Annotated in this window: 19 protein-coding genes; 17 read left to right on the top strand and 2 right to left on the bottom strand. The window is 33.4% G+C overall.

From position 1 onward, the window contains the following. Positions 1–3 precede the first annotated feature (3 nt). From DOK78_RS04410 to DOK78_RS04480, 15 genes are all read left to right on the top strand, one after another. Positions 4–1,314, top strand: coding sequence for an alpha-glucosidase/alpha-galactosidase (locus DOK78_RS04410; RefSeq protein WP_207942480.1), 1,311 nt, complete (start codon positions 4–6; stop codon positions 1,312–1,314). Positions 1,315–1,461: 147 nt separating this feature from the next. Then, on the top strand, positions 1,462–2,721 hold the full coding sequence (locus tag DOK78_RS04415) for an extracellular solute-binding protein (RefSeq protein ID WP_207942479.1): 1,260 nt from the start codon (positions 1,462–1,464) through the stop codon (positions 2,719–2,721). A 9-nt stretch (positions 2,722–2,730) separates the two neighbouring features. Further along, positions 2,731–3,603: a carbohydrate ABC transporter permease gene (locus tag DOK78_RS04420; RefSeq protein WP_002290370.1), complete on the top strand. Its 873-nt coding sequence runs from the start codon at positions 2,731–2,733 to the stop codon at positions 3,601–3,603. An 11-nt stretch (positions 3,604–3,614) separates the two neighbouring features. Beyond that, on the top strand, positions 3,615–4,445 hold the full coding sequence (locus DOK78_RS04425) for a carbohydrate ABC transporter permease (RefSeq protein ID WP_002290368.1): 831 nt from the start codon (positions 3,615–3,617) through the stop codon (positions 4,443–4,445). 39 nt (positions 4,446–4,484) lie between these two features. Beyond that, positions 4,485–6,668, top strand: coding sequence for an alpha-galactosidase (locus tag DOK78_RS04430; RefSeq protein WP_207942478.1), 2,184 nt, complete (start codon positions 4,485–4,487; stop codon positions 6,666–6,668). Positions 6,669–6,835: 167 nt separating this feature from the next. Continuing rightward, positions 6,836–7,828: a LacI family DNA-binding transcriptional regulator gene (locus DOK78_RS04435; RefSeq protein ID WP_207942477.1), complete on the top strand. Its 993-nt coding sequence runs from the start codon at positions 6,836–6,838 to the stop codon at positions 7,826–7,828. 59 nt (positions 7,829–7,887) lie between these two features. Next, positions 7,888–9,195, top strand: a complete 1,308-nt coding sequence (locus DOK78_RS04440) for an ABC transporter substrate-binding protein (RefSeq protein ID WP_207942476.1) — start codon at positions 7,888–7,890, stop codon at positions 9,193–9,195. Between the two features lie 65 nt (positions 9,196–9,260). Continuing rightward, a complete protein-coding gene (locus tag DOK78_RS04445) occupies positions 9,261–10,145 on the top strand; it encodes a carbohydrate ABC transporter permease (RefSeq protein ID WP_207942475.1) in 885 nt (294 codons plus the stop codon). After that, entirely contained in the window at positions 10,145–10,978 is an 834-nt protein-coding gene (locus DOK78_RS04450; protein WP_207942474.1) for a carbohydrate ABC transporter permease, read from the top strand. The genes DOK78_RS04445 and DOK78_RS04450 overlap by 1 nt, the downstream gene beginning before the upstream one ends. Before the next feature lie 19 nt (positions 10,979–10,997). Continuing rightward, the gene (locus DOK78_RS04455; protein WP_243430751.1) at positions 10,998–12,689 is read left to right on the top strand and encodes a glycoside hydrolase family 13 protein; all 1,692 of its coding nucleotides are present in this window, start codon (positions 10,998–11,000) and stop codon (positions 12,687–12,689) included. After that, entirely contained in the window at positions 12,686–14,131 is a 1,446-nt protein-coding gene (gene gtfA, locus DOK78_RS04460) for a sucrose phosphorylase (RefSeq protein WP_207942473.1), read from the top strand. Before DOK78_RS04455 ends, gtfA begins: the two co-directional genes overlap by 4 nt. 93 nt (positions 14,132–14,224) lie before the next feature. After that, positions 14,225–15,622, top strand: a complete 1,398-nt coding sequence (locus DOK78_RS04465; RefSeq protein WP_207942472.1) for a glycoside hydrolase family 32 protein — start codon at positions 14,225–14,227, stop codon at positions 15,620–15,622. A gap of 122 nt (positions 15,623–15,744) precedes the next feature. Continuing rightward, the gene (locus DOK78_RS04470; RefSeq protein ID WP_207942471.1) at positions 15,745–16,743 is read left to right on the top strand and encodes a LacI family DNA-binding transcriptional regulator; all 999 of its coding nucleotides are present in this window, start codon (positions 15,745–15,747) and stop codon (positions 16,741–16,743) included. A gap of 125 nt (positions 16,744–16,868) precedes the next feature. Beyond that, positions 16,869–18,527 (top strand): glycoside hydrolase family 13 protein, encoded by a 1,659-nt coding sequence (locus DOK78_RS04475; protein WP_207942470.1) that lies wholly within the window; start codon positions 16,869–16,871, stop codon positions 18,525–18,527. 15 nt (positions 18,528–18,542) lie between these two features. Continuing rightward, positions 18,543–19,955 carry a PTS transporter subunit EIIC gene (locus tag DOK78_RS04480; protein WP_207942469.1) on the top strand — a complete coding sequence of 471 codons (1,413 nt, stop codon included), beginning with the start codon at positions 18,543–18,545 and terminating at the stop codon, positions 19,953–19,955. 35 nt (positions 19,956–19,990) lie between these two features. Here DOK78_RS04480 and DOK78_RS04485 read toward each other — a convergent pair whose 3' ends face one another. Further along, positions 19,991–21,433 carry a helix-turn-helix domain-containing protein gene (locus DOK78_RS04485; protein WP_207942468.1) on the bottom strand — a complete coding sequence of 481 codons (1,443 nt, stop codon included), beginning with the start codon at positions 21,431–21,433 and terminating at the stop codon, positions 19,991–19,993. 281 nt (positions 21,434–21,714) lie between these two features. Here DOK78_RS04485 and DOK78_RS04490 point away from each other — a divergent pair, with 281 nt between their 5' ends. Both DOK78_RS04490 and DOK78_RS04495 read left to right on the top strand, forming a co-directional pair. After that, a complete protein-coding gene (locus tag DOK78_RS04490) occupies positions 21,715–22,134 on the top strand; it encodes a hypothetical protein (protein ID WP_207942467.1) in 420 nt (139 codons plus the stop codon). A gap of 32 nt (positions 22,135–22,166) precedes the next feature. Next, positions 22,167–23,570: a helix-turn-helix domain-containing protein gene (locus DOK78_RS04495; protein WP_207942466.1), complete on the top strand. Its 1,404-nt coding sequence runs from the start codon at positions 22,167–22,169 to the stop codon at positions 23,568–23,570. A 74-nt stretch (positions 23,571–23,644) separates the two neighbouring features. Here the strand turns inward: DOK78_RS04495 and DOK78_RS04500 are convergent, their stop codons facing one another. Continuing rightward, positions 23,645–25,084, bottom strand: coding sequence for a helix-turn-helix domain-containing protein (locus tag DOK78_RS04500; RefSeq protein WP_207942465.1), 1,440 nt, complete (start codon positions 25,082–25,084; stop codon positions 23,645–23,647). Between the last annotated feature and the right edge of the window lie 255 nt (positions 25,085–25,339).

Raw genomic sequence — 25,339 nt, forward strand, 5'->3', positions numbered from 1 at the left:
TACATGACAAAAATTACATTTATTGGTGCAGGAAGTACTATTTTTGCAAAAAACGTATTAGGCGATGCGATGTTAACCCCAAGTCTACAAGATGCACATATTGCATTGTACGATATTGATGAAAAACGACTAAAAGAATCAGAATTAATGCTTAAAAATATTAATAAAAATTCGAATGAAAATCGTGCTGATATTGTTTCTTATCCTGATCGCAAAGAAGCGTTAAGAGAGGCTGATTTTGTTATTAATGCTATTCAAGTGGGTGGTTATAAACCGTCAACAGTGATTGATTTTGATATTCCTAAAAAATATGGGTTGCGACAAACTATTGGTGACACCATGGGAATTGGTGGGATTTTTAGAACCCTACGGACACTACCAGTAATGTTAGACTTTGCTAAAGAAATGGAAGAAGTTTGTCCAAATGCTTGGTTATTGAACTATACAAATCCGATGGCAATGTTAACCATGGGTGTTTTAAAAGCGACGAGTATTAAGACTGTTGGTTTATGTCATAGCGTTCAAGTATGCGTACCAGAATTGTTTGAGCATTTAGGAATAGCCGATCAATATGACTTAAATGACTTTCAATGGAAAATTGCAGGCATTAATCATATGGCATTCTTGTTGGAAATTACAAAAAATGGGGAAGATTTCTATCCAACAATTCGTCAGTTAGCTGCAGAAAAACCAAATCCACATCCAGATTCTGTACGTTTTGAATTGTTGAAACGTTTTGGTTACTATATTACAGAATCAAGTGAACACAATGCAGAATACCATCCATACTTTATTAAATCAAAATACCCAGAATTGATTGACGAATTAGGGATTCCGTTGGATGAATACTTACGTCGTTGTGAACAACAAATTAATGATTGGGAAAGCATGCGAGAGGACATTGTAAATAATGGGGAGTTAACACATACGAGAAGTCGTGAATATGCTTCATATATCATGGATTCTATTACGACAGGAACTCCGTCAGTGATTGCAGGAAATGTCTTAAATAAAGGCTTAATCACAAACTTACCGACAGATGTTTGTGTGGAAGTACCTTGTTTAGTCGATAAAAATGGCGTGCAACCAACCTATGTCGGTGAATTGCCAACACAATTAGCTGCTTTAAATCGGACGAATATCAATGTTCAAGAACTGACAGTAGAAGCCGCTTTAACACTAGATAAATCAAAAATTTATCAAGCAGCGTATTTAGATCCACATCTATCATCTGAATTGTCTTTAACAGATATCAAAAATTTAGTGGATGATTTAATCGAAGCACATGGGGACTATTTACCTGAATATAATTAAAAAGAAGCTGAAAGAGTAAGGAATTGAAAATTCCTTACTCTTTTTTTAGTTAAATTTAGTAAAAATATTGACAAAACACTTAGTGAACAGTTACATTAGTGTTAACAGAAAGAAAACGCATTCGAATTATATAAGGAGGAGCATGAAATGAAGTGGTCTAAAAAAATCATTTTAGCTTGTATAGCACTAGGAGCAACAATCTCTTTGACTGCTTGTGGAAAAAATCAGGAAGATGCAAGCGGTAAGGTAGAAATAGAGTTTTTTAATCAAAAAAAAGAAATGACTCAAACGATTCAGGAGATTGCTAAAGATTTTGAAGCAAAAAACCCTGATATTCATGTAAAAGTTGTGGATGTACCGAATGCTGGTGAAGTAATTAAAACACGTATGTTAGCAGGCGATGTACCAGATGTCATTAATCTTTATCCTCAAAGTATAGAATTGAAAGAATGGGCGAAAGCTGGTTATTTAGAGGACTTAACCGAAGAACCGTATTTAGAGAATATCAAAAATGGGTATGCACAACGTTTTGCTATTGAGGATCGTGTATATAGCATACCATTAACCGCTAATGTCTATGGTTTTTACTATAACAAAACTGCTTTTGAGGAAATGGGGATTCAAGCACCAGAAACTTGGGCAGAATTTGAAAAAATAGTAGCTGAGATTAAAGATCAAAACAAAGTACCATTTGCGATTGCAGGAGCAGAAGGCTGGACTTTAAATGGTTATCACCAACTAGCTTTAGCGACTGCTGCGGGTGGTGAAGAGGAAGCGAACAATGTTTGGCGTTTCTCAGAAGTTAATGGAATTAATGCTGAAAGCAAAGAAATGCAAAAAGATTTTAATCGATTAGATTTGTTAAGAGAACCAAAAACTTTGCAAAACAACTGGCAAGGTGCCGGTTATAACGATACAGTAGTTACTTTTACAAAAGGTGATGCGTTGATTATGCCGAATGGTTCATGGGCAATGCCGATGATTAATTCACAAAATCCAGATTTTGAAGTAGGAACTTTTCCTTTTCCAGCAGATGAAGCAGGTCAAAGTCTAACGATTGGCGCAGGAGACCTAGCCTTGTCAGTTTCTGCAACTTCTCAACATAAAGAAGAAGCCAAACGTTTTGTAGAATATATGACAACGCCTGAAGCGATGCAGAAATATTATGATGTAGATGGCGCACCGTGTGCTGTTGAGGGTGTTATCGAGAATACTCAAGATTCACCATTAAGTGGTTTAACTGAACTTGCTTTTACTGATCGTCATTTAGTTTGGCTAGCCAAAGATTGGAATAGTGAAAATGATTTTTATACCTTAACAACAAATTATTTACACAATGGCAATCAAAAAGCCATGATTAACGCATTAAATGCTTTCTTTAATCCAATGAAAGCTGACGGAAGGTAGGAAAATAAAATGAAAATAAAAGAAATTTTAAATCGTTACTGGGCAATCATTTTTGTAGCAATTCCAATTATTTTGCAGATGATTTTTTTCTACTTTCCAATGGTTCAAGGTGCTTTTTACAGTTTAACTAATTGGACTGGTCTGACTTATAATTTTGATTTTGTGGGTTTGAACAATTATAAGATTCTTTTTTCTGATCCGAAGTTTATCAAATCGATTGGCTTCACTTTAATTGTGACGCTTTGCATGATTGCTGGACAAATTGGTTTTGGTATTTTGATTGCGCGGGCGTTGAACGCAAATATTAAAGGGAAAACATTCTTTAGAGCATGGTTCTTTTTTCCAGCGGTCTTGTCGGGCGTGGTTGTTTCTTTAGTATTTAAACAAATTTTTAACTATGGTTTACCAAAAATTGGTAGTATGTTAGGCATTGAATTTTTACAAACCAGTCTTTTAGGAACAACATGGGGAGCGATTTTTGCAGTAATTTTTGTTTTACTTTGGCAAGGAATTGCCATGCCAGTCATCATTTTCTTAGCGGGTTTTCAAAGTATTCCACAAGAAATTATTGAAGCTGCTAGAATGGATGGGGCGAATGATAAGCAAATTTTTTGGAATATTGAAATCACCTACTTATTACCAAGTATTTCAATGGTATTTATTATGGCATTAAAAGGCGGTTTAACAGCATTTGATCAAATTTTTGCTTTAACTGGTGGTGGACCAAGTGATGCCACAACATCTTTGGGGTTACTTGTTTATAATTATGCTTTTAAAAACAATCAGTTTGGTTATGCGAATGCTATTGCTTTAGTCTTATTTATCCTAATTGGGATTGTTTCACTGGCACAATTAAAATTATCGAAAAAATTTGAAATCTAGGAGGTTTCCCAATGAAAACATCAAAAGAAAAAAATATTTCTAAATACTTGCTTTTATTATTAGGGGGCTTCATGATTTTAGTTCCCTTAGTCTCAACGCTATTCGGTTCATTTAAAACAACACCCGATATTATGAATAATTTCTTTCGTTTTCCTAATCCAGCGACTTTGGAAAATTTCCGAAGATTGTTAGCGGATGGAATTGGTCATTACTTCTGGAATTCGGCAATCATCACAATCATTGCAGTAGTTGCTGTGACAGCAATTATTCCTATGGCTGCTTATTCACTAGCAAGAAAAATGACTCGTGGGAAAGCATACGGATTGATGTATTTATTTTTAATTTTAGGAATTTTTGTTCCTTTCCAAGTAATTATGATTCCGATTACCGTTATGATGAGTAAAATTGGTTTAGCAAATATGTGGGGATTAATCTTACTATATCTCACTTATGCCGTACCACAGACGCTATTTTTATATGTTGGTTTTATTAAACTAAATGTGCCTATCAGTCTGGATGAGGCTGCTGAAATTGATGGGGCTAGTCACTTTACAACTTATTTCAAAATTGTTTTCCCAATGTTAAAACCAATGCATGCTACGACTATTATTCTTAATGCTTTATGGTTTTGGAATGATTTCATGCTACCATTATTAATTTTAAATCGTGATTCTAATATGTGGACACTACCATTGTTTCAATATAATTATACGGGACAATATTTTAACGACTATGGTCCAAGTTTTGCTTCCTATACAGTAGGAATTGTCACGATTACACTAGTTTATCTTGCTTTCCAAAGAAGTATTATAGCTGGAATGAGCAATGGAGCAGTGAAATAACCAATAAATTATTTTCATTATAAAGGAGTTCATAAACTTATGATTATATTTGACAATCACACACAAACATTTCATTTACAAAATAAAAAAATTAGCTATCTATTAGGAATCGAAGAAAATAATTATTTAACGCATCTTTATTTTGGAAAAAAGATTACGCACTATTCTGGTGGGTATCGCTATCCCCGAACAGATCGTTCCTTCTCACCCAACAATGCAAATGCGCAAGATCGTTTATTATCTTTAGATACATTACCATTAGAATTTCCAGGATATGGACATGGTGATTTTAGAGAACCAGCGCATAATATTAAATTAGGAAACGGTAGTCGTGTAAATGATTTTCGTTATGACAGCTACGAAATTCAAAAAGGAAAGCCCAGCTTAGCGGGATTACCAGCCTTATATACGGAAGATGATGATGAAGCTGAAACGCTGATTATTCAATTGAAAGACGCGATTAGTGGATTGACTTTACAGTTGTTCTACACAATTTATCAAAATCACAGTGCAATTATTCGTTCTACGCAATTAGTAAATAATAGTGATGAAACAGTGGAGATTAATCGCTTAGCTAGTCAATCAATTGATTTTTCAAATCGTCCACTCGAGTTAATTCATTTAAATGGTACCTGGGCAAGAGAACGTCAAATGACTAGAGAAAAAATTCATACAGGGATGAAAGTATTAGATAGTAAACGCGGGTCAAGCAGCCATCAACAAAATCCGTTTGTTGCTTTAGTAGATGCCAAAACAGATGAATTTCAAGGAGAGGCATATGGATTTAATTTAGTTTATAGCGGTAATCACGAAACGGTGATTCAAAAAGATCCATTTGACCAAACACGGGTCATTATGGGAATTAATTCATTTAATTTTGGTTGGCAACTAAAAACTGGCGACACATTTCAAACGCCAGAAGTCGTGATGGTTTATAGTAATGAAGGTCTAAATGCGTTATCACATACGTATCATGAATTGTATAATCACCGTTTAATTCGTGGAAACTATCGTTTACAAGAACGTCCCACGTTAATCAACAACTGGGAAGCAACGTATTTTGATTTTAACGAAGAAAAAATCATGAATATTGTCGATGATGCGAAAAACTTGGGCATTGAAATGTTTGTTTTAGATGATGGTTGGTTTGGCGGTCGTGAAAATGACTTCACTTCATTAGGTGATTGGGTTGAAACAGAAGGCAAACTTGCTTGTGGTTTGGAAAATTTAGCCGAGCAAGTGCATGATAAAGGGATGAAATTTGGGATTTGGTTTGAACCGGAAATGATTTCTGAAGATAGTGAACTATTTCGAGCACATCCAGATTGGGCATTGGGCATTCCAGGTCGTGACCGCTCAATTAGTCGAAATCAATATGTCCTTGATTTTTCAAGACAAGATGTTCGTGATAATATCTATCAACAAATGACGGCGATTTTTGATCGTGTACCGATTGATTATGTGAAGTGGGATATGAATCGAAATATGACAGAAGTCTATTCTGTCTTGTTGGACTCAACGATGCAAGGTGAAGTGGCTCATCGTTATATGTTAGGGTTATATGAATTTTTAGAAAAATTAACAACGAATTATCCAACTATTTTATTTGAAAGTTGTTCGGGTGGAGGCGGTCGTTTTGATGCAGGTTTCTTGTATTACATGCCACAAACTTGGACGAGCGACAATACTGATGCCGTGGCTCGTCTGAAAATTCAATATGGAACCAGCTTAGTGTATCCAATTTCAAGTATGGGTGCGCATGTTTCAGCAGTCCCAAATCATCAAACAGGAAGAGAAACGAGTTTAACTATTCGTGGCAATGCTGCGATGGCTGGTGTTTTTGGGTATGAGCTAGATCTAACGCAATTAACTTCTGAAGAAAAAGCAGAAATTAAAGAACAAGTTGCCTTTTATAAAAAGCATCGTCAACTTTTGCAATATGGAACTTTTTATCGCTTGGAAAGTCCGTTTGAAGGTAATGATACTGCATGGATGTTTGTCTCAAAAGACCAAACAGAAGCCATGGTCTTTTATTTCCGAGTATTAGCAGAAGCTGCGCATCCATTAGTCACATTGAAATTAGCAGGATTAGCAGAAGAAGCAACTTATCAAATGGAAGATGTAACATTTGCTGGCGATGAATTGATGAATCTCGGTTTTTATATTGATTCAGAACTACATGGTGATTATGCAACACAACGCTTTTATTTGAAACAGATATAGTAACTAAAAAAGGAAAGTCCAGTACTCAAGAAGTGTGTGCTGGACTTTTTAGCAATAGAATTATTTTTGATGAAAAAAAATCAAATGATGATTGACTTACTAAAATTAATATGATATATTCTTGATTGAAATCGATATCAGAAAACGCTGTCATAAGGAGGGAGAGAATGGCAAATATTTCAGATGTAGCAAAACTTGCTGGACTTTCTGTGTCAACAGTGTCGCGAGTGATTAATAATCAACGTTACGTTACAGAAGAAAAAAAACAAGCAGTGCTCAAAGCAATGGAAGAATTGAACTATCAACCTAGTGTAGCGGCGAGACAGTTACGAGGAAGACAATCTAAAATTTTAGGAATCATTGTTCCTCGCATTACGAATCCTTTTTTCTCCTATCTTGTTGATGAAATTCAAAAACAAGCATATGAAAGAGATTTTCAGATTATGATTTTTCAAAGTGATGAGAGTAAAGAAAAAGAAATTACGTTTTTAAATCTCATGCAACAAAAACAAATTGATGGTGTCATCATGTGTGCAGTAGAGAATGACGAGGAGAAAATTTCTTCCTACTTAGAATATGGGCCTATCATTTTATGTAACGAAAAGTTCATTTCAGGTAAGTTACCCACGATTAGCTTGGATCAAGAATATGGTGCGTATATCGGTGCTAAATATTTAATTGAAAAAGGCTATACAAAAATTGCTTATTGTACAGGTGGTTATTTTGATGGTGATGGTAAAGGAAATGAACGCGATAAAGGATTTCAAAGAGCATTAACAGAGTGTGATCTTGAATTTTCAAGAGAATGGTTATTTACAAATCAACATACGATTGAAGATGGGAAAAAACTTGCACATACTTACCAAGAATTAAAACAACGCCCAGATGCTATCTTTACGGGAAGTGATGAGATTGCTGCCGGATTTATTTCTGAGGCGAATCGATTAGGGATTAATGTTCCACAAGATGTGGCGGTATTAGGTTTTGATAATCAACTCATCGCAGAATTAACAACCCCAGCTATAACGACTGTTCATCAACCAACGGAAGAGCTTGGGAAACAAACCATTAACTTAATGTTCAATATTTTAGAGAATAAATCTTATAAAATTGAGGATGAGAAGTTAAATATGCATATAGTCATTAGGGAATCTGCATAAATAGTGCAGTTTTTCTTATAAATAATCTGATAACGATATCAGAAATGGAGGAAACAGTAATGAAGAAAAGAACTTTAGGTTTAGGGCTAGTCACATTGTTAGCATCAACAGTTTTTATTGCAGGTTGTGGTTCAAATGGTGATAAAGGTAGTTCTGCAGATAAAGCAGAAATCAGCTTGCTAATTGGTAAAGAGGAAATTGCAACGGAATTGGATGAAACAATTGCTAAATATAATAGTTCTCAAGATAAATATGAAGTGAAAGTTTTACCTTTAGCAGGACAAAATATTAATGAAAAATTGACTTCTTTATATGCTGCCAAAAATGCTCCAGTCATGATGAATATGGGGGTTGCTTCAGATTTGGCTTTATGGGAAGACAAATTATTAGACTTATCTGATTTGCCTTTGGTAGAAAATATCGAACAAACTTATTTAGATTCAGGAATTGTTAATGGAAAACAATTAGGTATTCCAACAACAATCGAAGCATTTGGTTTCTTATACAATAAAGAAGTACTAGATGAAGCTGTCGGTGGCGATTTTGATCAAAATTCTATTCAATCAAGAAGTGATTTAGAAGATTTAATCAAGAAAATTGAAGCGTTAGATGGGAAAGTTGCTTTAGAAATTTCACCAATGGATTGGTCATTAGGTGCCCATTTTTCTAATATAATGTTTACGAATCAATCAGATACAACTGAAGGCAGACATCAATTTATGACAGATATGCAAGATGGAAAAGTTGATTTAGCTAAAAACGAAGTCTACAACAATTGGGTAGATACATTTGATTTGATGAAAGAACACAATGCCGCTAAGAAATCAGCATTGTCTGCGGACTATGATTCAGCAACACTAGGATTAGCTAATGGTGATATCGGTCTTTGGTTCATGGGAAATTGGGCAATGCCTCAATTATTAGAAGCAAATCCTGATGCAACTTATGGTATTTTACCTGTGCCAATTTCAGATGAAGAAGGCGCTTATGGGAATACCCAAATCTCAATTGGCGTTCCTCAAACGTGGGCAATCGATGCGTCACAATCAACGGAAGAACAGCAAGCAGGTGCAAAAGACTTTTTAAATTGGATGTATGAAGATGAAGAAGGTCAAGATTACTATGTGAACAAGTTAGGCTTTATTCCAATTAATAGCAGTAACAAAGTAGAGCCTAAAGATTCATTGTCGCAATCAGTATTAGGGTACCTACAAGAAGATCGTGGATTAGAATGGATGAATGCTTATTATCCACCGACCGCTTTCCCATCAATGGGTGCGTCTATTCAAAAATATTTGGGCGGCGAAATTGACCGTGATGGTTTGACAGAAGAAATTGTCAATTATTGGAAAAATGATTCAAAATAAGCATGTATTGAAAAGAAAATAAGCGCTGGATTCAGCGCTTATTTTTATCAAAAGGGGGAAAAAAGATGTACGACAATCAAAGCTTGCTCGAAAAGCTAAAAAGATTTGGAATTTTTGCAGCAATACCTGTCTTCGTATTTATCACCGTAGTAGCTATTCCATTTTTATTAGGTATTTATATGACGGTTACGAATTCTACAGGTACAAATATTTCAACTGAATTTGTAGGGTTAAAAAATTACATTGACGCTTTTAACGATAAAGTTTTTTGGAACTCATTAATTTTGACATTTAAGTATACATTTTGGGCATTATTATTAACAAATGTAATTGCGTTTGCTTTAGCATTATTAGTTACTAGTGGATTCAAAGGACAAAACTTCTTCAGAATGGGTTTCTTTACACCTAATTTGATTGGTGGAGTTATTTTAGGATTTATTTGGCAATTTATTTTCACTCGTATTTTAGTTTATATCGGTGATGGCGTGGGCTCAGAATTATTAGCAAATTCATGGTTAGCGGATCCTAAAATGGCGTTATGGGCGTTAGTCCTTGTAGGGGTATGGCAAAATTCAGGTTATATGATGCTGCTTTATATAGCGGGGTTAACTGGAATTCCAGAATCATTAACTGAAGCGGCTTCTTTAGATGGAGCAAATAATTGGCAAATTCTACGAAAAATAAAAATTCCAATGATGTTACCAGCATTTACAACAAGTATTTTTTTAACATTACAAAGAAGTTTTATGGTCTACGATACAAACCTTTCTTTAACAAAAGGTGGCCCATATCGTTCGACAGAAATGATTTCTATGCATGTATACAATGAGGCTTTTCTATACCAAAACTATGGTACGGGACAAGCAAAAGCAATTATCTTATTTTTAATTGTTGCAGCAATTGCGTTAACGCAAGTTGGAATCATGAAGAGAAAAGAGGTTGAAGCTTAATGGGATTAAAAGTACAAAAAAATATAACTAAAATTACAACATTTGTTTTATGTGCTTTGATGTTTGTGTTATATGCCTTTCCTTTTTTATTGGTATTAATTAATTCATTTAAAACAAGAATTGAGGTTGTAGAAAATCCAGTTGCTTTACCTAAAACTTGGAGTTTTGATAACTTTATTGAAGCCTATAAAACGATGAATTTTGGAAGTGCTTTGATTAACTCATTACTTGTTACAACTATATCTGTCACTGTAATTATTTTGTGTTCATCAATGCTGGCGTATTATTTAGTAAGAACGAATTCAAAATTAAGTAAAGTTATTTTCATGTCATTAGTTGCTTCGATGATTATTCCTTTTCAGTCTTTGATGATTCCATTTGTTACTATTTTTGGGAATATTGGTCTATTAAATAGTCGAGGAATGCTGATTTATTTCTATTTAGGATTTGGAATTAGTATGGCAACGTTTATGTATCATGGTTTCATTAAAAGCATTCCTATTGAATTGGAAGAAGCCGCTATTATTGATGGAGCAAGTCAAATACAAGTCTTTTTTAAAGTTGTGTTTCCTATGTTGTCTCCAACGACAGCTACAATTGCCATTTTAGATGTGTTGTGGGTATGGAATGATTTTCTCTTACCATCGTTAGTTCTGGTAAATGATGATGTCCGAACATTACCATTATCAACGTTTTATTTCTTTGGTAAATATACAGCAAATTACAGCGTTGCCATGGCAGCTTTAGTATTGGTATTGCTCCCAATTTTAATTTTCTATTTTATTATGCAAAAGAAAATTATTGCTGGCGTAGCAGATGGCGCAATTAAATAATTGAATAGGTGGATGGAAGATGGCAAATAGTTGGTGGAAAGAATCAGTAGTATATCAAATTTATCCCAAAAGCTTTCAAGATAGCAATAATGATGGGATTGGGGATATCAAAGGAATTATTAGTCGATTAGACTATATCAAAAAGTTAGGAACAGATGTCATTTGGATTTGTCCGGTATATAAATCACCCATGGATGATGGTGGTTATGATATTTCAGACTATTTCCAAATTGATGAAATGTTTGGAACAAATGAAGATTTAGATGAACTACTAGAAAAAGCAAAACAGCTAGATATTAAAGTACTTATGGATTTAGTAGTTAATCACACATCGGATGAGCATGTATGGTTTCAAGAAGCTTTGCATAATCCAGCTAGCAAATATAGAGATTATTATATTTTCAAAGAAGGAATAGATGGGAACCCTCCGAACAATTGGCGTTCTTATTTTGGCGGATCTGCTTGGGAACCAGTTCCAAACGAAGAAAATATGTTTTATTTACACGCATTTACTAAAAAGCAGCCTGATTTGAATTGGGAAAATGAAGAAGTACGTGAAGAAATCTATGCAATGATTAACTATTGGTTAGATAAAGGACTAGGCGGATTTAGAATCGATGCGATATTAAACATCAAAAAAAGACTAGAGTATGGCATCTTTGAATCTGATGGAGAAGATGGGTTAGCCTTCATTGGGCACTGGATTCTTAATCAACCAGGCATTGAAGTGTGGTTAAAAGAGATGAGAGAGCGGACATTTAAACCACATAATAGTATGACGGTAGCAGAAGCCGATGTTCCTAATGAACGTTTAGATGAATATATTGGCGAAGATGGCTATTATTCGATGGTTTTTGATTTTAGTTATACAGATATTGATGTACCTGAAACTGGTGAATGGTTTAAAGATAGCCAATGGACATGGACGGATATGCGTACCAATATTTTTACGAATCAATTAGTTACGCAAGATAAAGGTTGGGGCGCTTTATATTTAGAAAACCACGATCAACCACGTTCAATTAATAAATATATTCCAGAAGAATGGATCAATGATTATAGTAAAAAAATGTTGGCGACGCTTTTTATGTTATTAAGAGGTACCCCTTTTATTTATCAAGGACAAGAACTAGGGATGACCAACATAGAAATGGCATCATTAGAAGATTTTGATGATGTAGCTACACATTCTCAATATAAACGTGCATTAGAATATGGATTGGCACCAGAGCAAGCATTGAAAGCTGTCAATAAACGAAGTCGAGATAATTCTCGAACCCCTATGCAATGGAATACGCAAAAAAATGCCGGATTCTCAACTTCTGATAATGTATGGTTAAAAGTAAATCCTAATTATCCAGAACTCAATGCAGAAGCTCAGCTAACCAATCAACAGTCGGTATTCAATTATTATCGTCAATTAATTGAATTAAGGAAAAATAGTGTATACAATGACGTGCTAATCTACGGACAGTTTCTACCAGTGAAAGATAAAAATGAACATATTTTGCTTTATGAACGACAATTAGAAGATAAAATCGTATTAGTTATCTTAAACGTTACAGCAACGGAACAAGAATATTATGTAGATGAACAGTACCAACAAGTATTAATCAATAATTATGAAGATATTTTATTAGATCAAAGTCGAAAATTGCGTTTACGACCGTTTGAAAGTATTGTATTAGCTAATTATGGAGGACAATTATGAAAATTAAAAACGAAGCAATGCTTATCACCTATGCAGATAGTTTAGGAAAAAACATGGGCGAATTAAAGCAAGTCTTAGACAAACATTTACAAGGTGTTATTGGTGGTGTCCATTTGTTACCATTTTTCCCATCGACAGGTGACCGAGGCTTTGCACCGAGTGATTATACGACAGTTGATCCAGCTCTTGGAACATGGGAAGATGTTGAAGCATTAGGTGAAGACTATTATTTGATGTTTGATTTTATGATTAATCACATTTCTCGTGAATCGAAATTTTTCCAAGATTTCAAAAAAAATCATGAGCAGTCACCGTACAAAGAAATGTTTATTCGTATTCATGAATTTTTCCCAGAAAATCGACCAACGCAAGAAGACATCGATTTAATCTACAAGCGTAAAGACAAAGCGCCATTTCAAACGGTAGAATTTGCAGATGGTACGAAAGAAGAAGTCTGGAATACCTTTGGCGAAGAACAAATTGATTTAGACGTGACCAAAGAAGTTGTAAAAGAATTTATTCGAGAAACTATCAAAGATATGGCAAGTCATGGCTGTTCTTTAATTCGATTAGATGCTTTTGCTTATGCGATTAAAAAATTAGATACCAATGATTTCTTCGTGGAACCAGATATTTGGGAACTTTTAGACGAAGTACGTCAAGAAGCAGCGAAATATGACGTCGAATTATTACCAGAAATCCATGAGCATTATTCCATTCAAATGAAAATTGCCAATCATGATTATTATATCTATGACTTTGCCTTGCCAATGGTGACTTTGTATTCACTTTATAGTGGAAAATCAGAACGCTTAGCCCATTGGTTGAAAATGAGTCCGATGAAGCAGTTTACGACATTGGATACGCATGATGGAATTGGTGTTGTGGACGCTCGTGATTTATTAACAGATGAAGAATTGGATTACACCTCTGAGGAATTGTATAAAGTCGGGGCGAATGTGAAGAAGGTCTATTCAAGTGCCAATTACAATAATTTAGATATTTATCAAATTAACAGCACCTATTATAGTGCATTAGGCGATAATGACCGTAGCTATCTTTTAGCACGTGCGATTCAAGTATTTGCGCCAGGAATTCCACAAATTTATTACGTTGGTTTATTAGCAGGCAAAAATGATATTGAACTGTTGGAAGCAACGAAAGAAGGGCGTAATATTAATCGTCATTACTATGATTTAGCCGAAATTGAAGAAGAAGTGCAACGTCCAGTGATTCAACAATTATTTGCTCTTTTGAAATTTAGAAATGAATCTCCGGCGTTTGATTTGGATGGAACGATTGAAGTAGCAACACCATCAGAATCAGAAATAGTGATTACACGTAAAAATAAAAACGGTCGTGATAGTGCAACATTAACGGCTAACTTGGATACGAAAGAATTTATCATTGAGTCTAAAAATATAAAAATTTTGAAACAATAAATAATAGAAATCGTGAACTAAATAGAACAATTTGCTATTTATTTGCATAGATAGCAAGTTGTTCTAATTTTGGATTTAGCAGAAAGGATTTATATGAATTATACAGTAGAAAGAGCAAATCGATATATTAAAAATAATAAAGAAAAAGTAAATCCTCAATTTCGTCAAAAAATCCATGCACAACCACCAATTGGTTGGATGAATGATCCGAATGGGTTTATTGCAATTAATGATAAACTACATTTATTTTATCAATTTTATCCATATGATAGTGTTTGGGGACCCATGCATTGGGGACACATGACAAGTACAGATGGTCTAACTTGGCAAGATCAACCTGTAGCTCTCGCACCAGACCATGTATTTGACGAAAAAGGCTGTTTTTCTGGTACTGCAGTACTCGTAGATAATCAATTAATTTTAATGTATACAGGCTGTGAACAGATAAATGGCCAAGCTATTCAGCAACAATGTATTGCTACCTCGACTAACTTTAAAGATTTTGATAAAAGTACCGAAAATCCCGTAATTTCGACTATTAATTGTCCATCATTTATTTCAGCTGTTGATTTTAGAGATCCTAAGATTATTTACAGAAAAGGCCGCTATTATGCTCTAATCGTCACGAAAACACCAGCCAGTGAAGGACAAATTGTCTTGTTTGAATCACTGGATTGTAAAGAATGGAACTTCAAATCAATTCTTTTAACTGGAAATAAAGAGTTGGGTATCATGTGGGAATGCCCTGATTTATTGACGATTGATGGTAAAGATATATTAATTCTTTCAGCAATTGAAATGCCTAGTCAAAAAGAGAAGTTTACTAACCTCTCTTCTTGTATTTATTTTGTAGGGAACATGAATTGGGAAACTGGTCAATATAGTTATGATTATTATGAGGAAATCGATGCTGGGTTGGATTTTTACGCTCCACAAATGACTATATTCAAAAATAAACCCGTATTGATTTCTTGGATGCAAATGTGGGATCGTAATATTCCAACCCATGAGTTGAATCATTTATGGGCCGGATGTATGACTAGTGTGCGGCAATTATCTATAGAGAATGGACAACTTATTCAACGACCACTCACACACTCTATCACGGATAAGCTATTTTTAAAAACGAATATGGCAGAAATTATTCCACTGAATACTCAACCGAAGTATCTGAAAATAGAATTTGTACCTGAAAATAATTTTAATATCCAATTTCAAAATAAAATTGGAGAAATACTTAGTTTAAAAAAAGAGGGAACATTTTTTACGCTTTCTCGAGAAAAAATGCAAACTACTATTTTGGGAAAAGAAAAAGACTTTCAAAATTATCGAATATATGATTCAAAAGGTATGTTAAGAGAGAACTTTGTTGAAATTATTTTAGACACATCAAGTATTGAAGTGTTTATTGGTAATGGGCAAAAAACAATGTCTATGCGCTTTTTTCCAACGATGCCTTTATCAACTTGCCAAATAATAGAAAACGAATGAATACTTTTGAAATCTGTTCTATAATTTTTTGATAGAACAGATTTTTTTGCATAACTAGTTGACAACGGATACATAATCTTTTATATTATATATGGAATCGATACCACAAAGGAGGAGGCAAAATGGCTACGATTAAAGATGTCGCAAAACGAGCGAATTTATCTGTATCGACAGTCTCACGATACTTGAACAATCATCCATATGTTTCGGAAGAGCGTAAAAAACGTATTAAAGAAGCAATGGAAGAGCTAAATTATACGCCAAGTTCAATTGCCACTCAACTTCGTTCAAAAAAAGGAACGATGGTTGGTATTTTAGTTTCACGGATTACTAATCCATTTTTTTCATATTTAGTAGATGCAATCGAGAAACAAGCCAAGCAACAAGGTTATAATGTACTAATTATGCAAACGTATGATGATCAAACTGCTGAAATGAAAATGCTAGAAATGTTAAAACAACAAGTCATTACAGGTTTAATCATGTGTTCCGTTGAAGGAGACTTTAAAGTAATTGAAAGCTATCAAGAACATGGTCCGATTGTTTTTTGTAATGAGAAAATTTCAGAAGCAAATATTCCAAGCGTGGTAACGAATCAGTCGCAAGCCACTTATGAGGCGATACAATTTCTGATTCAAAAAGGTTATCATAAAATAGCGTATTGCACAGGTGGAACACTAACAACTAAAGGTCACGGAAAAGAAAGAACACAAGGCTTTGAACGAGCTTTATTAGAAAATTCGTTACCATTCAAAAAAGAATGGGTATTTCAACAAGTGCATACGATTGCAGATGGTCGTAAAGTAGCGCAGCAATTAATCACTTTGCCTAAAGAACAACGTCCAGATGCGATTTTTACCAATAGTGATGAGGTAGCAATGGGAGTATTAGAGTCTTTCAAAGATGGTGGTTATAATATACCTGAAGATATTGCGATTATGGGTTTTGATAATCAACCAGTTACTTCTTTGTTATCAGTGCCTTTAACGACAATTGAACAACCAGTCGAAGCTTTGGGTGTGGAAGCAACCAAATTATTAATTTCCCTGATTGAAGCAACAAATTATCAAATTGATCAGTCGCAATTACAATTATCATTAATTCAACGAGCATCCGTTTAAACGCGGATTCTCTTAAATCAAAATATGGTATCGATACCATCTGATGTTTAAACCAATTATTAGTGAAAATATTTTTTTGTTTTTATTATATGGTATCGATACCACTAAAATTAAAGGAGAATGAAATGACAAATACACTTATAACAAAAGACTGGTGGAAAGATGAAGTTATCTATCAAGTCTATCCAAAAAGCTTTAAAGATTCAAACAATGATGGAATCGGGGATTTAAATGGTATTCGTGAAAAATTACTGTATTTAAAAGAATTAGGTATTACCACTTTATGGATTTGCCCTATTTTTACCTCTCCAATGATTGATAATGGGTATGATATCGCTGATTTTGAAGGGATTGATCCCCAATTTGGTACGATGGAAGATTTTGATCGACTATTGTTAGAAGCCAAAAAATTAGATATTAAAATTATTTTAGATTTAGTGATTAATCATACGTCAGATGAACATATTTGGTTTAAAAAAGCTTTAGCAGATAAAAATAGTAAATATCGTGATTATTATATTTTCAAAGAAGGAAAAGAAAAACCAAATAACTGGCGTTCAATTTTCGGTGGGTCTGTTTGGGAGAAAGTTCCGGAAGAAGATTGTTATTATTTACACGTCTTTGATAAACGTCAACCAGATTTGAATTGGGAAAATCCAGAAGTACGTCAAGAATTGTATCAAATGATTAATCGATGGTTGGATAAAGGGATTGCTGGTTTCCGAATTGATTCAATTACTTTTGTAAAAAAGGATCAAGATTACAGCAGCCTGCCAGCGGATGGGGTAGATGGGTTAGTTTCTTGTAAACATAAAACACGTAATCGCCCAGGAATTGAAGTGTTTTTAAACGAGTTGAAAAAAGAAACATTTGAAAAATATAATTGTGTTACAGTCGGTGAAGCGCCTGGTGTGGCTTATGAAGAGTTTTCAGATTTTATTGGGGAAGATGGTTATTTTTCAATGATTTTTGATTTCCATTATGCTGATATCGATGTAGAATCTGGCTCTGATTGGTTTAAACGTACAAACTGGACAACAAAAGAATTTAAAGAATTAGTTATTCAATCTCAAGAAGCTTTACAAAATGCTGGTTGGGGAGCAAATTTTATCGAGAATCATGATCAACCGCGGGCGTTATCTAAGCTAGTTAAAGAGGAATTTCAAAATTCAGAAGCTGCCAAAGGGATTGGTGCCATGTATTTCTTCTTAAGAGGAACGCCGTTTATTTATCAAGGGCAAGAATTAGGTATGCTTAACGCACAACGAACAGACATTAAACAATTTGACGATATTTCAAGTATTGATAATTATTATCGCTCTATTCAAGAAGGTTTTTCTGAAAAAGAAGCGTTAGATTTTGTTAACATGCGTAGTCGTGATAATTCACGAACTCCAATGCCATGGGACAGTAGTCAATACGGTGGTTTCTCCACTCATCAGCCTTGGTTAGAAATGACAAAAGAATATCCAGACATTCATACGACAGATAATTCAGTATTGGGATTTTATAAGGAAATGATTGCTTTACGGCAGCATTCTGAATTACATGAAGTGTTGACAAAAGGAGCGATTGATTTTATCTCAGAAGTTCCTGAAAATGTGATTGCTTATACACGTGAGTGGAAGAATGAAAAAATTTATGTATTAACGAATTTAGGCGTTAACAAAGAAAAGGTAAATTTGCCTAAAGCGATTGAAAAGTTATATTTAGTGACTCATGACAATGTTGTTTCAGGACAAGAAATTACTCTTGCACCATATCAAAGCATTCTATTTAAGTAGATCGGAGGAACAAAGATGGCGACAGATTATAAAAAAATTGGTGAAGAAATTTTAGAAGTAGTTGGAAAAGATAATATTTTAACGATTACCCATTGTGCAACACGTTTACGTTTAGAGGTAAAGAATCGTGCAGTAATTGATGATAAAAAAATTGAACAAATTGACCAAGTAAAAGGTGTATTTTTTAATGCCGGACAATATCAAATTATATTAGGGACAGGAACTGTCAATAAAGTTTATGATTCCATTATTCAAAATGATAAAGAAATTGGGAATAAACAAGCAGATTTAGCTGAAGTGAAAAAAGAAGGTAATCCCATTAAGCGTGGTATTCGGACGTTAGCAGATATTTTTATTCCAATTATTCCGGGGATTGTGGCAACAGGTTTATTTTTAGGGCTAAAGGGTGTCGTCTTAAATGAGGCATTTTTAGAATTATTTGGAACATCAGCGGATAATATTCCTGAATATATTTTAACATTGATGAGTGTCTTAACTGATACAGTCTTTGCGTTTTTACCAGCGTTGATTTGTTGGTCAGCTTTTAAGAAATTTGGTGGGACACCGATTATTGGCTTTGTTATTGGTTTAATGCTTGTTTCACCGATGCTTCCAAATGCCTATGCTGTAGCGGATATTAATAGTGGTGTTGAACCATTGATTGCTTTTGGGTTTATTCCAATTGTTGGATATCAAGGAAGTGTACTAACTGCTTTAGTGATCGGAATAGTAGGTGCAACTTTTGAGAAATTCTTACGTAAACGTATGCCAGACTCCTTAGATTTAATGTTTACACCGTTCTTTGTTATTGCTGGTATGATGCTAATGGGACTGTTAGTGTTGGGACCCTTGTTGCATTTTATAGAAGATGGTTTAGTTTACGTAGTTGAAGGATTAATCCATGTACCATTAGGTATAGGTGGCTTAATTATTGGATTTATTTATCCATTAGCTGTTATGACAGGTATGCATCATTTATTTATTATGATTGAAACGACTTTGTTAGCATCGACAGGGTTTAATCCTTTAATTACATTGTGTGCAATGTATGGTTTTGCAAATGCTGCCGTTTGTTTTGCCATTAGTATTAAAGCGAAAAACAAAAATGTTAAAGTTATTGGTACCAGTGCGGGTATTACTCAATTACTAGGTGTTAGTGAACCAGCATTATTCGGAATTACCTTACGTTATGGAACAAAACCTTTAATTGTTATGTTAGCTTGCTCAGCACTTGGTGGAGCAATATTATCAATGCTAGGTATTCAAGCAAATTCTTATGGATTAGCAGTTATTTTGTCACCATTAATGTATATTTATGATTCTTATCAATTATTTAGTTACGTAGCTGTAGGAATTGCTACATTTGTAGTTGCTTTCATTTGTACGTATTTCTTCGCTGTTCCTCAAGAAGTAATGAATGCAGAATAAAAAAAAAGCGTCATAGAAAATTTCTATGGCGCTTTTTATGTGTCTTCTGTGCATAGATTAGCCGTTATTTCTCGGATGGCTTGTTCAACTAACAGCATATCAAGGACAGGAAAGTTAATCCGAACTTGTAAGAGTTTTTGTTGTTCAGTAAGCTGTTCTAAAAATTCAATGGTACTTATGATGAGCTCTGCTTCTCGATAATCATCGACAAAACTTAGTGAATAATTGGATAAATTATTTTTCAAACGAACTTGAAAATAATGTTTATGTAATTCGCTAACATCTGAAAAAACATAAATAGTAATTTTAGGTTTCATACGTTCAAAATCAATCAGCTTAATTGCAGTTAATAACGACATGCGACGAACATATTCCGATTGCTGATAAATCATTTCTTTATTTGATACTTTTTGCCAAAATAAATCAAAAAGCTCCATAAATTCGGGGAATTGCTCACGGACCGTATATTCATTGACGCCTTTAAAATTATCCAACAATTCTTCTTCAAAAGGAAAATTCATCGCACAAATTAAATGTTTATCTAATAAAACACGTGCCGGTTCTTTTTCTGACTCATATAAAGAAAAGAAATATTCTTCAAATAATAGTAACCAAGAATCAATTTCTTTTTCAAATAAAAGTTCATTTTTTAACAAAAGATGGCTGTCATATTTTGTTTCAACTAAATTATAGATATACAAAAAAGCAACATAAAATTGCCAATCAGAAGTCGACCAAGTAGTTAAAAAAGGCGGTTTATCTGGGTAAGTGACAGAGCTTAAATGTTGTAATAATAAATTATCTGGTGTAAGAAACTGTTCATGGATTACGCCAAGATGGTTCACCAGAGTTAATAATGTCAGCATTTGTTTTTGATTAATGGTAAGCGGGATGTCAAGATACTCAAAAATATCAGCAGTGACTTGTTCCAAATCTTCTTGATATTCGTGATTTGGATAATGTTTAAACATTCGATGTGCAATGAACAAAAAAATATAACCAAACATTCGAATTCGGCTTTCTTCGCCGTTAATACTGATGCGACTGGAAAGAGAAATATGCAGACCATAATGATGCAAAATCGTATTTAAGATTCGTGTTCGATTATAAAGTGCAGTTCTGGATATAAAGTGTTCTTCTAAAAATAAATCTGTTGAAGTTGTGCGCTGGATGAACAAAACCGATAACAAAGGATAAACAATATCGTTGACTAATAATTGTTGAGCTAAACGCTGGATATTGACACCATTACGAACGAGTTTAATACCACCAGATACCTTGATAAGAAATTCAGCTTCTTCTTTTGTATATAACTGTTCAAATTGTTGCTTTAGTTCTGTGCATGCTTGTTTGACACTGTTAAAGGACGGATAACCTAACAGTTCAGTGATTTCTTTGGTAGAGATATATTCTGTATTATTTTCTAAAATTTCGAGGATGTCTCGTTTGAGCCGAACGCTGCCGTGTAACGCGAACATTTTTATCAACTCCTTATCTTCTCATCTTTTTTTAATCTTATTTTTATCGATGAGTAATTATAGTTTAAAAAACAACGAATAATTATGGGAAATTTGGAATTTCTTTTTTATCATATATTTCTTATTATATCAGTATATTGTGGGAATTTTTCTATAAGTATTTGTGAAAACAAGAAATTTATTTATAATAATAACACAAATGATATAGATGCATGTATTTAGTGGATTCTCATTTTATGAAACTATTATTGGAATTTGATTATAAAAGAGGATGAGAAAAAATGAAACCTATGTCACACAAATTAAAAGCAACAGCTAGGAACTATATTTACTTGTCAGTTCAGTTGATTTTTATCAATTTACTCTTGTTGATTGTGGGCGATATGTTCTATATGCAATTAACTAGTATCTTAAAAATGAGTTTATTTGTTCATTTAGGCATCTTTTGCACTTCGCTACTATTGAATGGGTTGACACTATACATGTTCGTTAGTAAATACAGTTTAGTCTCTCAAAAAAATATGATTACATTTATGCTGACAAGTTTAGATTGTTTGCTGGCTTTTTTTGCACTGGCATCATTTGTGCAAGTTAGTGGCATGTATGATTATGTGGGTGATACGAGAAACATCTGCCTATTAATTTTAATGATTTTAGTGCCGATTAGACTATTAGTACCCTTGTTGAAAGATCAGAAATAAAAATATTTTCTAGACAAGAAAGGAGCGAGATTATGTTTGGTTTATCTAAAGAGACACAAATTAAACTGAAATTACTTCAATATTTAGATAATCATGAAAGTTATGTTAACAGTGAAAAAATTGCCGAATATTTAGGTGTACAATATCAAACGATGCGAAAATATTATCGAGAAATTAATCAGCAATTAGAGCAGATTTATCCCGAACAACAATTTTATGTAGAAGCATCCACACGCTATGGGACTCGATTGTATCGAGGAGAAATGAATTTGGATCAAATTTCTGAGATAATTTTAACTGGTACGCTTGAATATGCTGTGTTTCAAAAATTTATTTATGAACGTTCATTTTCATCACAAGCTTTTTGCGACGAACATGGCATTAGTTTTTCAAAATTACGTCGTAAAATCACGCAAATCAATCAGTTCTTACATCGCTTTGACTTACATATTAGTATTTCACATCAAGTAAAAATCAATGGTTCTGAAGAAGGGATTCGAATCATGTTATTCTTACTTATGTATGGATTACAGCCATACACCAAGAGTGTGTACTCAGATGCAGTTGAAGAAAAATACTATCGAATCGGTCATTTATTAGCCAATGAGCTAGAGGTTGAGCCAAATAATTATATGGTACATTTGCTATCTACGTGGTCTTTTATTATCAGTCAATCGGTGCATTTAGGATACAATTTGTCAAAAAACGATCGTAAAAACAAAGTACCTTTAAAAGAAGAATTGACAGGCTGGGGAAATAAAGACTGGGAGCTATTTAATTCTGTTTTATATTGTTTTGAATTGTGCCCAAATCAAGCAGTATCTGTCAAAATGGATACAAGTACCAAATTTAAAGCACAGAAATGGATTAAATTTTTTGAGAGACATTTTCGGATTTTAGTTCCAGCTGAAAAAAATATGATTTATACTATGTTCCATCGGCTCCATCTTATTAAAAATTATCATTTTTTAGATGGCGAACTCCATTCTTTATTGTATCCAGTTACTGTCGAAGAAGCTGAGCAAAAAGATACAGCGTTTGATCGTCAATTTCAAGAGTTCTGGCAAAGTTATAGCAAAAATGTGCAAGATGCTAACAACTTTGTTAAGTGCCAAAGCTATTTAATGTGTCAAAATTTTATCCCGTTGGAACAAACATTTGAAAAAGTACACATTTTTATCTACTCAAAAGTTTCAGCTAGTTCTTTGCAGTTAATTAAAAACAAAATTTATCGATATTTTATGGGAGAAGTCGTCATCGAATTTGTCGATGATTTTATGGATGCGGACTTTACGATTATTACGGAAGAAATCAATCGGACGAACTTTAATAAACGTCAAAAGATTGTTGTCATTAATCCTTGGGTATCGGAAAAAGATTTATTGATGTTGGCAGTTCAACTTCAAGAATTTTTAACACATGCTAAACTAGCATAAATTTTATAAGATAAATAGCTATCACAAAATTAGGCAACTATTTTTGTGATAGCTTTTTTGTGGAACTCGTGTTTTTATCCATCGATAGCAGTACTGGTTATCTTTTGTGCTGCGCGTTCAACGATAGACATATCGATTAAAGAAAAGTTACTACATACTTGTAACAATCTTTGAGATTCATTCAATTCTTCTAAAAATTCAATGGTACTGATGATTAATTGAGCTTCTTTATAATTTTCAACAAATGTTAAAGCGTATGTAGTTAACGTAGTTTTTAATCGAGCTCGTAAATAATTTTTATGCAAATCACTGATATCTGAAAAAATATAAATTTTTAATTTAGGTGTTAGTTGCTCAAAATCAACTAACTTGATTGCAGTTAATAACGACATTCTTCGTATATACTCTGAATTTTGATAAATCTTTTGTTTTTCAGTTAATTCTTGCCAAAAAAAATCAAAGCGTTCTATAAGTTCAGGAAATTGCTGGTAATCTGTATAGTCATTCAATTCATTAAAATTATCCAGTAATTTTTCTTCAAACGGAAAATTCATTGTATAGATTAACTGTTTATCTAATAAAATTTTTGTAGCTTTTTTTTCTGACTCAAATAATGGAAAGAGATACTTTTCAAATGATATCAACCATGTTTGAATAGCCTCTTCAAATAGAAACTCTGATTTTAGTATTAACTGATCATTATATTGAGAGTCAATTAAGTTGTATATATACAAAAAAGCAACATAAAATTGCCAATCAGACATGGACCAATGAGATAAAAAATCAGGTTTGTCTGGATAAATAATGGAATTTGTATGTTGAAATAAAATATTCTCTGGTATATGCGAATGAGTCTTGATGCTTTCAGTATTTATATAGGTTAAAATTGCGAGTTTTTGTTTTTGATTTTTTGAAATAGGAATCTTTAAGTAATCAAAAATATTGGTAGTTACTTGTTCAATGTTCATCTGATTAGCAAGGGTGATATCAGGCAAGAATTGGATCATTCGATGACAATTAAACAAAAAAATATAACCAAACATACGAATATGATGTTCTGCTCCTCTGAAACTAATCCGACTGGAAAGGGCTATGTGTAAGCCATAACGATGTAAACTATCATTTAAAATTCGTATACGATTATATAAGGTGGTTCTGGTGATATAGTTGTTTTCTAAAAATAAGTCAGTTACAAGTGTACGCTTGACTAATAGGTTAAACAATAACGTATAAGCCAGGTCATTAGCAACTAATTCTTCGATTAAATGATGTGTGTTTGCGCTATGACGAATGAGTTTGACGCCTTCAGATACTTTAATACTAAATTCAGCATCTTCTTTGTGATAAAACTGTTCGAATTGTTGTTTTAGTTCCGCGCATGCTTGTTTTACACTATTGAAAGAGGGATAAACAAGTATATCAGTTAGTTGTTTTGTAGATATATACTCATTAGTGTTTTCTAATACTTCAAGAATATCTCGCTTTAAACGAACGCTTTTATGTAAAGCGAACATCAAATCACCTCCTTTTTTCCTCTCATATAATCTTAATTTTAACTCAATGAAAAAAGGACTGTACTCAAAATAACAACGAATAATGAGGGTTAATTTTGAATTTAAAAGTGAGCGGATATTCTTTATTATATTAAGATATGTCTAAATTAAAACTAGTCATAAGTAGATAAATTACCTGGTTTTCGATGAATAAGAAGAGATGAAAGAAACGGCTGAAACTTGTAGTCGTTTCTTTTTTTATTTTTAGGATATCAT

It is taken from the genome of Enterococcus sp. DIV2402, assembly GCF_017426705.2.
Taxonomy (GTDB): domain Bacteria; phylum Bacillota; class Bacilli; order Lactobacillales; family Enterococcaceae; genus Enterococcus_F; species Enterococcus_F lowellii.

Coding starts and splice junctions, on each gene's coding strand:
- DOK78_RS04410 (WP_207942480.1), top strand. CDS start 4: ATGACAAAAATTACATTTATTGGTGCAGGAAGTACTATTTTTGCAAAA.
- DOK78_RS04415 (WP_207942479.1), top strand. CDS start 1,462: ATGAAGTGGTCTAAAAAAATCATTTTAGCTTGTATAGCACTAGGAGCA.
- DOK78_RS04420 (WP_002290370.1), top strand. CDS start 2,731: ATGAAAATAAAAGAAATTTTAAATCGTTACTGGGCAATCATTTTTGTA.
- DOK78_RS04425 (WP_002290368.1), top strand. CDS start 3,615: ATGAAAACATCAAAAGAAAAAAATATTTCTAAATACTTGCTTTTATTA.
- DOK78_RS04430 (WP_207942478.1), top strand. CDS start 4,485: ATGATTATATTTGACAATCACACACAAACATTTCATTTACAAAATAAA.
- DOK78_RS04435 (WP_207942477.1), top strand. CDS start 6,836: ATGGCAAATATTTCAGATGTAGCAAAACTTGCTGGACTTTCTGTGTCA.
- DOK78_RS04440 (WP_207942476.1), top strand. CDS start 7,888: ATGAAGAAAAGAACTTTAGGTTTAGGGCTAGTCACATTGTTAGCATCA.
- DOK78_RS04445 (WP_207942475.1), top strand. CDS start 9,261: ATGTACGACAATCAAAGCTTGCTCGAAAAGCTAAAAAGATTTGGAATT.
- DOK78_RS04450 (WP_207942474.1), top strand. CDS start 10,145: ATGGGATTAAAAGTACAAAAAAATATAACTAAAATTACAACATTTGTT.
- DOK78_RS04455 (WP_243430751.1), top strand. CDS start 10,998: ATGGCAAATAGTTGGTGGAAAGAATCAGTAGTATATCAAATTTATCCC.
- gtfA (WP_207942473.1), top strand. CDS start 12,686: ATGAAAATTAAAAACGAAGCAATGCTTATCACCTATGCAGATAGTTTA.
- DOK78_RS04465 (WP_207942472.1), top strand. CDS start 14,225: ATGAATTATACAGTAGAAAGAGCAAATCGATATATTAAAAATAATAAA.
- DOK78_RS04470 (WP_207942471.1), top strand. CDS start 15,745: ATGGCTACGATTAAAGATGTCGCAAAACGAGCGAATTTATCTGTATCG.
- DOK78_RS04475 (WP_207942470.1), top strand. CDS start 16,869: ATGACAAATACACTTATAACAAAAGACTGGTGGAAAGATGAAGTTATC.
- DOK78_RS04480 (WP_207942469.1), top strand. CDS start 18,543: ATGGCGACAGATTATAAAAAAATTGGTGAAGAAATTTTAGAAGTAGTT.
- DOK78_RS04485 (WP_207942468.1), bottom strand. CDS start 21,433: ATGTTCGCGTTACACGGCAGCGTTCGGCTCAAACGAGACATCCTCGAA.
- DOK78_RS04490 (WP_207942467.1), top strand. CDS start 21,715: ATGAAACCTATGTCACACAAATTAAAAGCAACAGCTAGGAACTATATT.
- DOK78_RS04495 (WP_207942466.1), top strand. CDS start 22,167: ATGTTTGGTTTATCTAAAGAGACACAAATTAAACTGAAATTACTTCAA.
- DOK78_RS04500 (WP_207942465.1), bottom strand. CDS start 25,084: ATGTTCGCTTTACATAAAAGCGTTCGTTTAAAGCGAGATATTCTTGAA.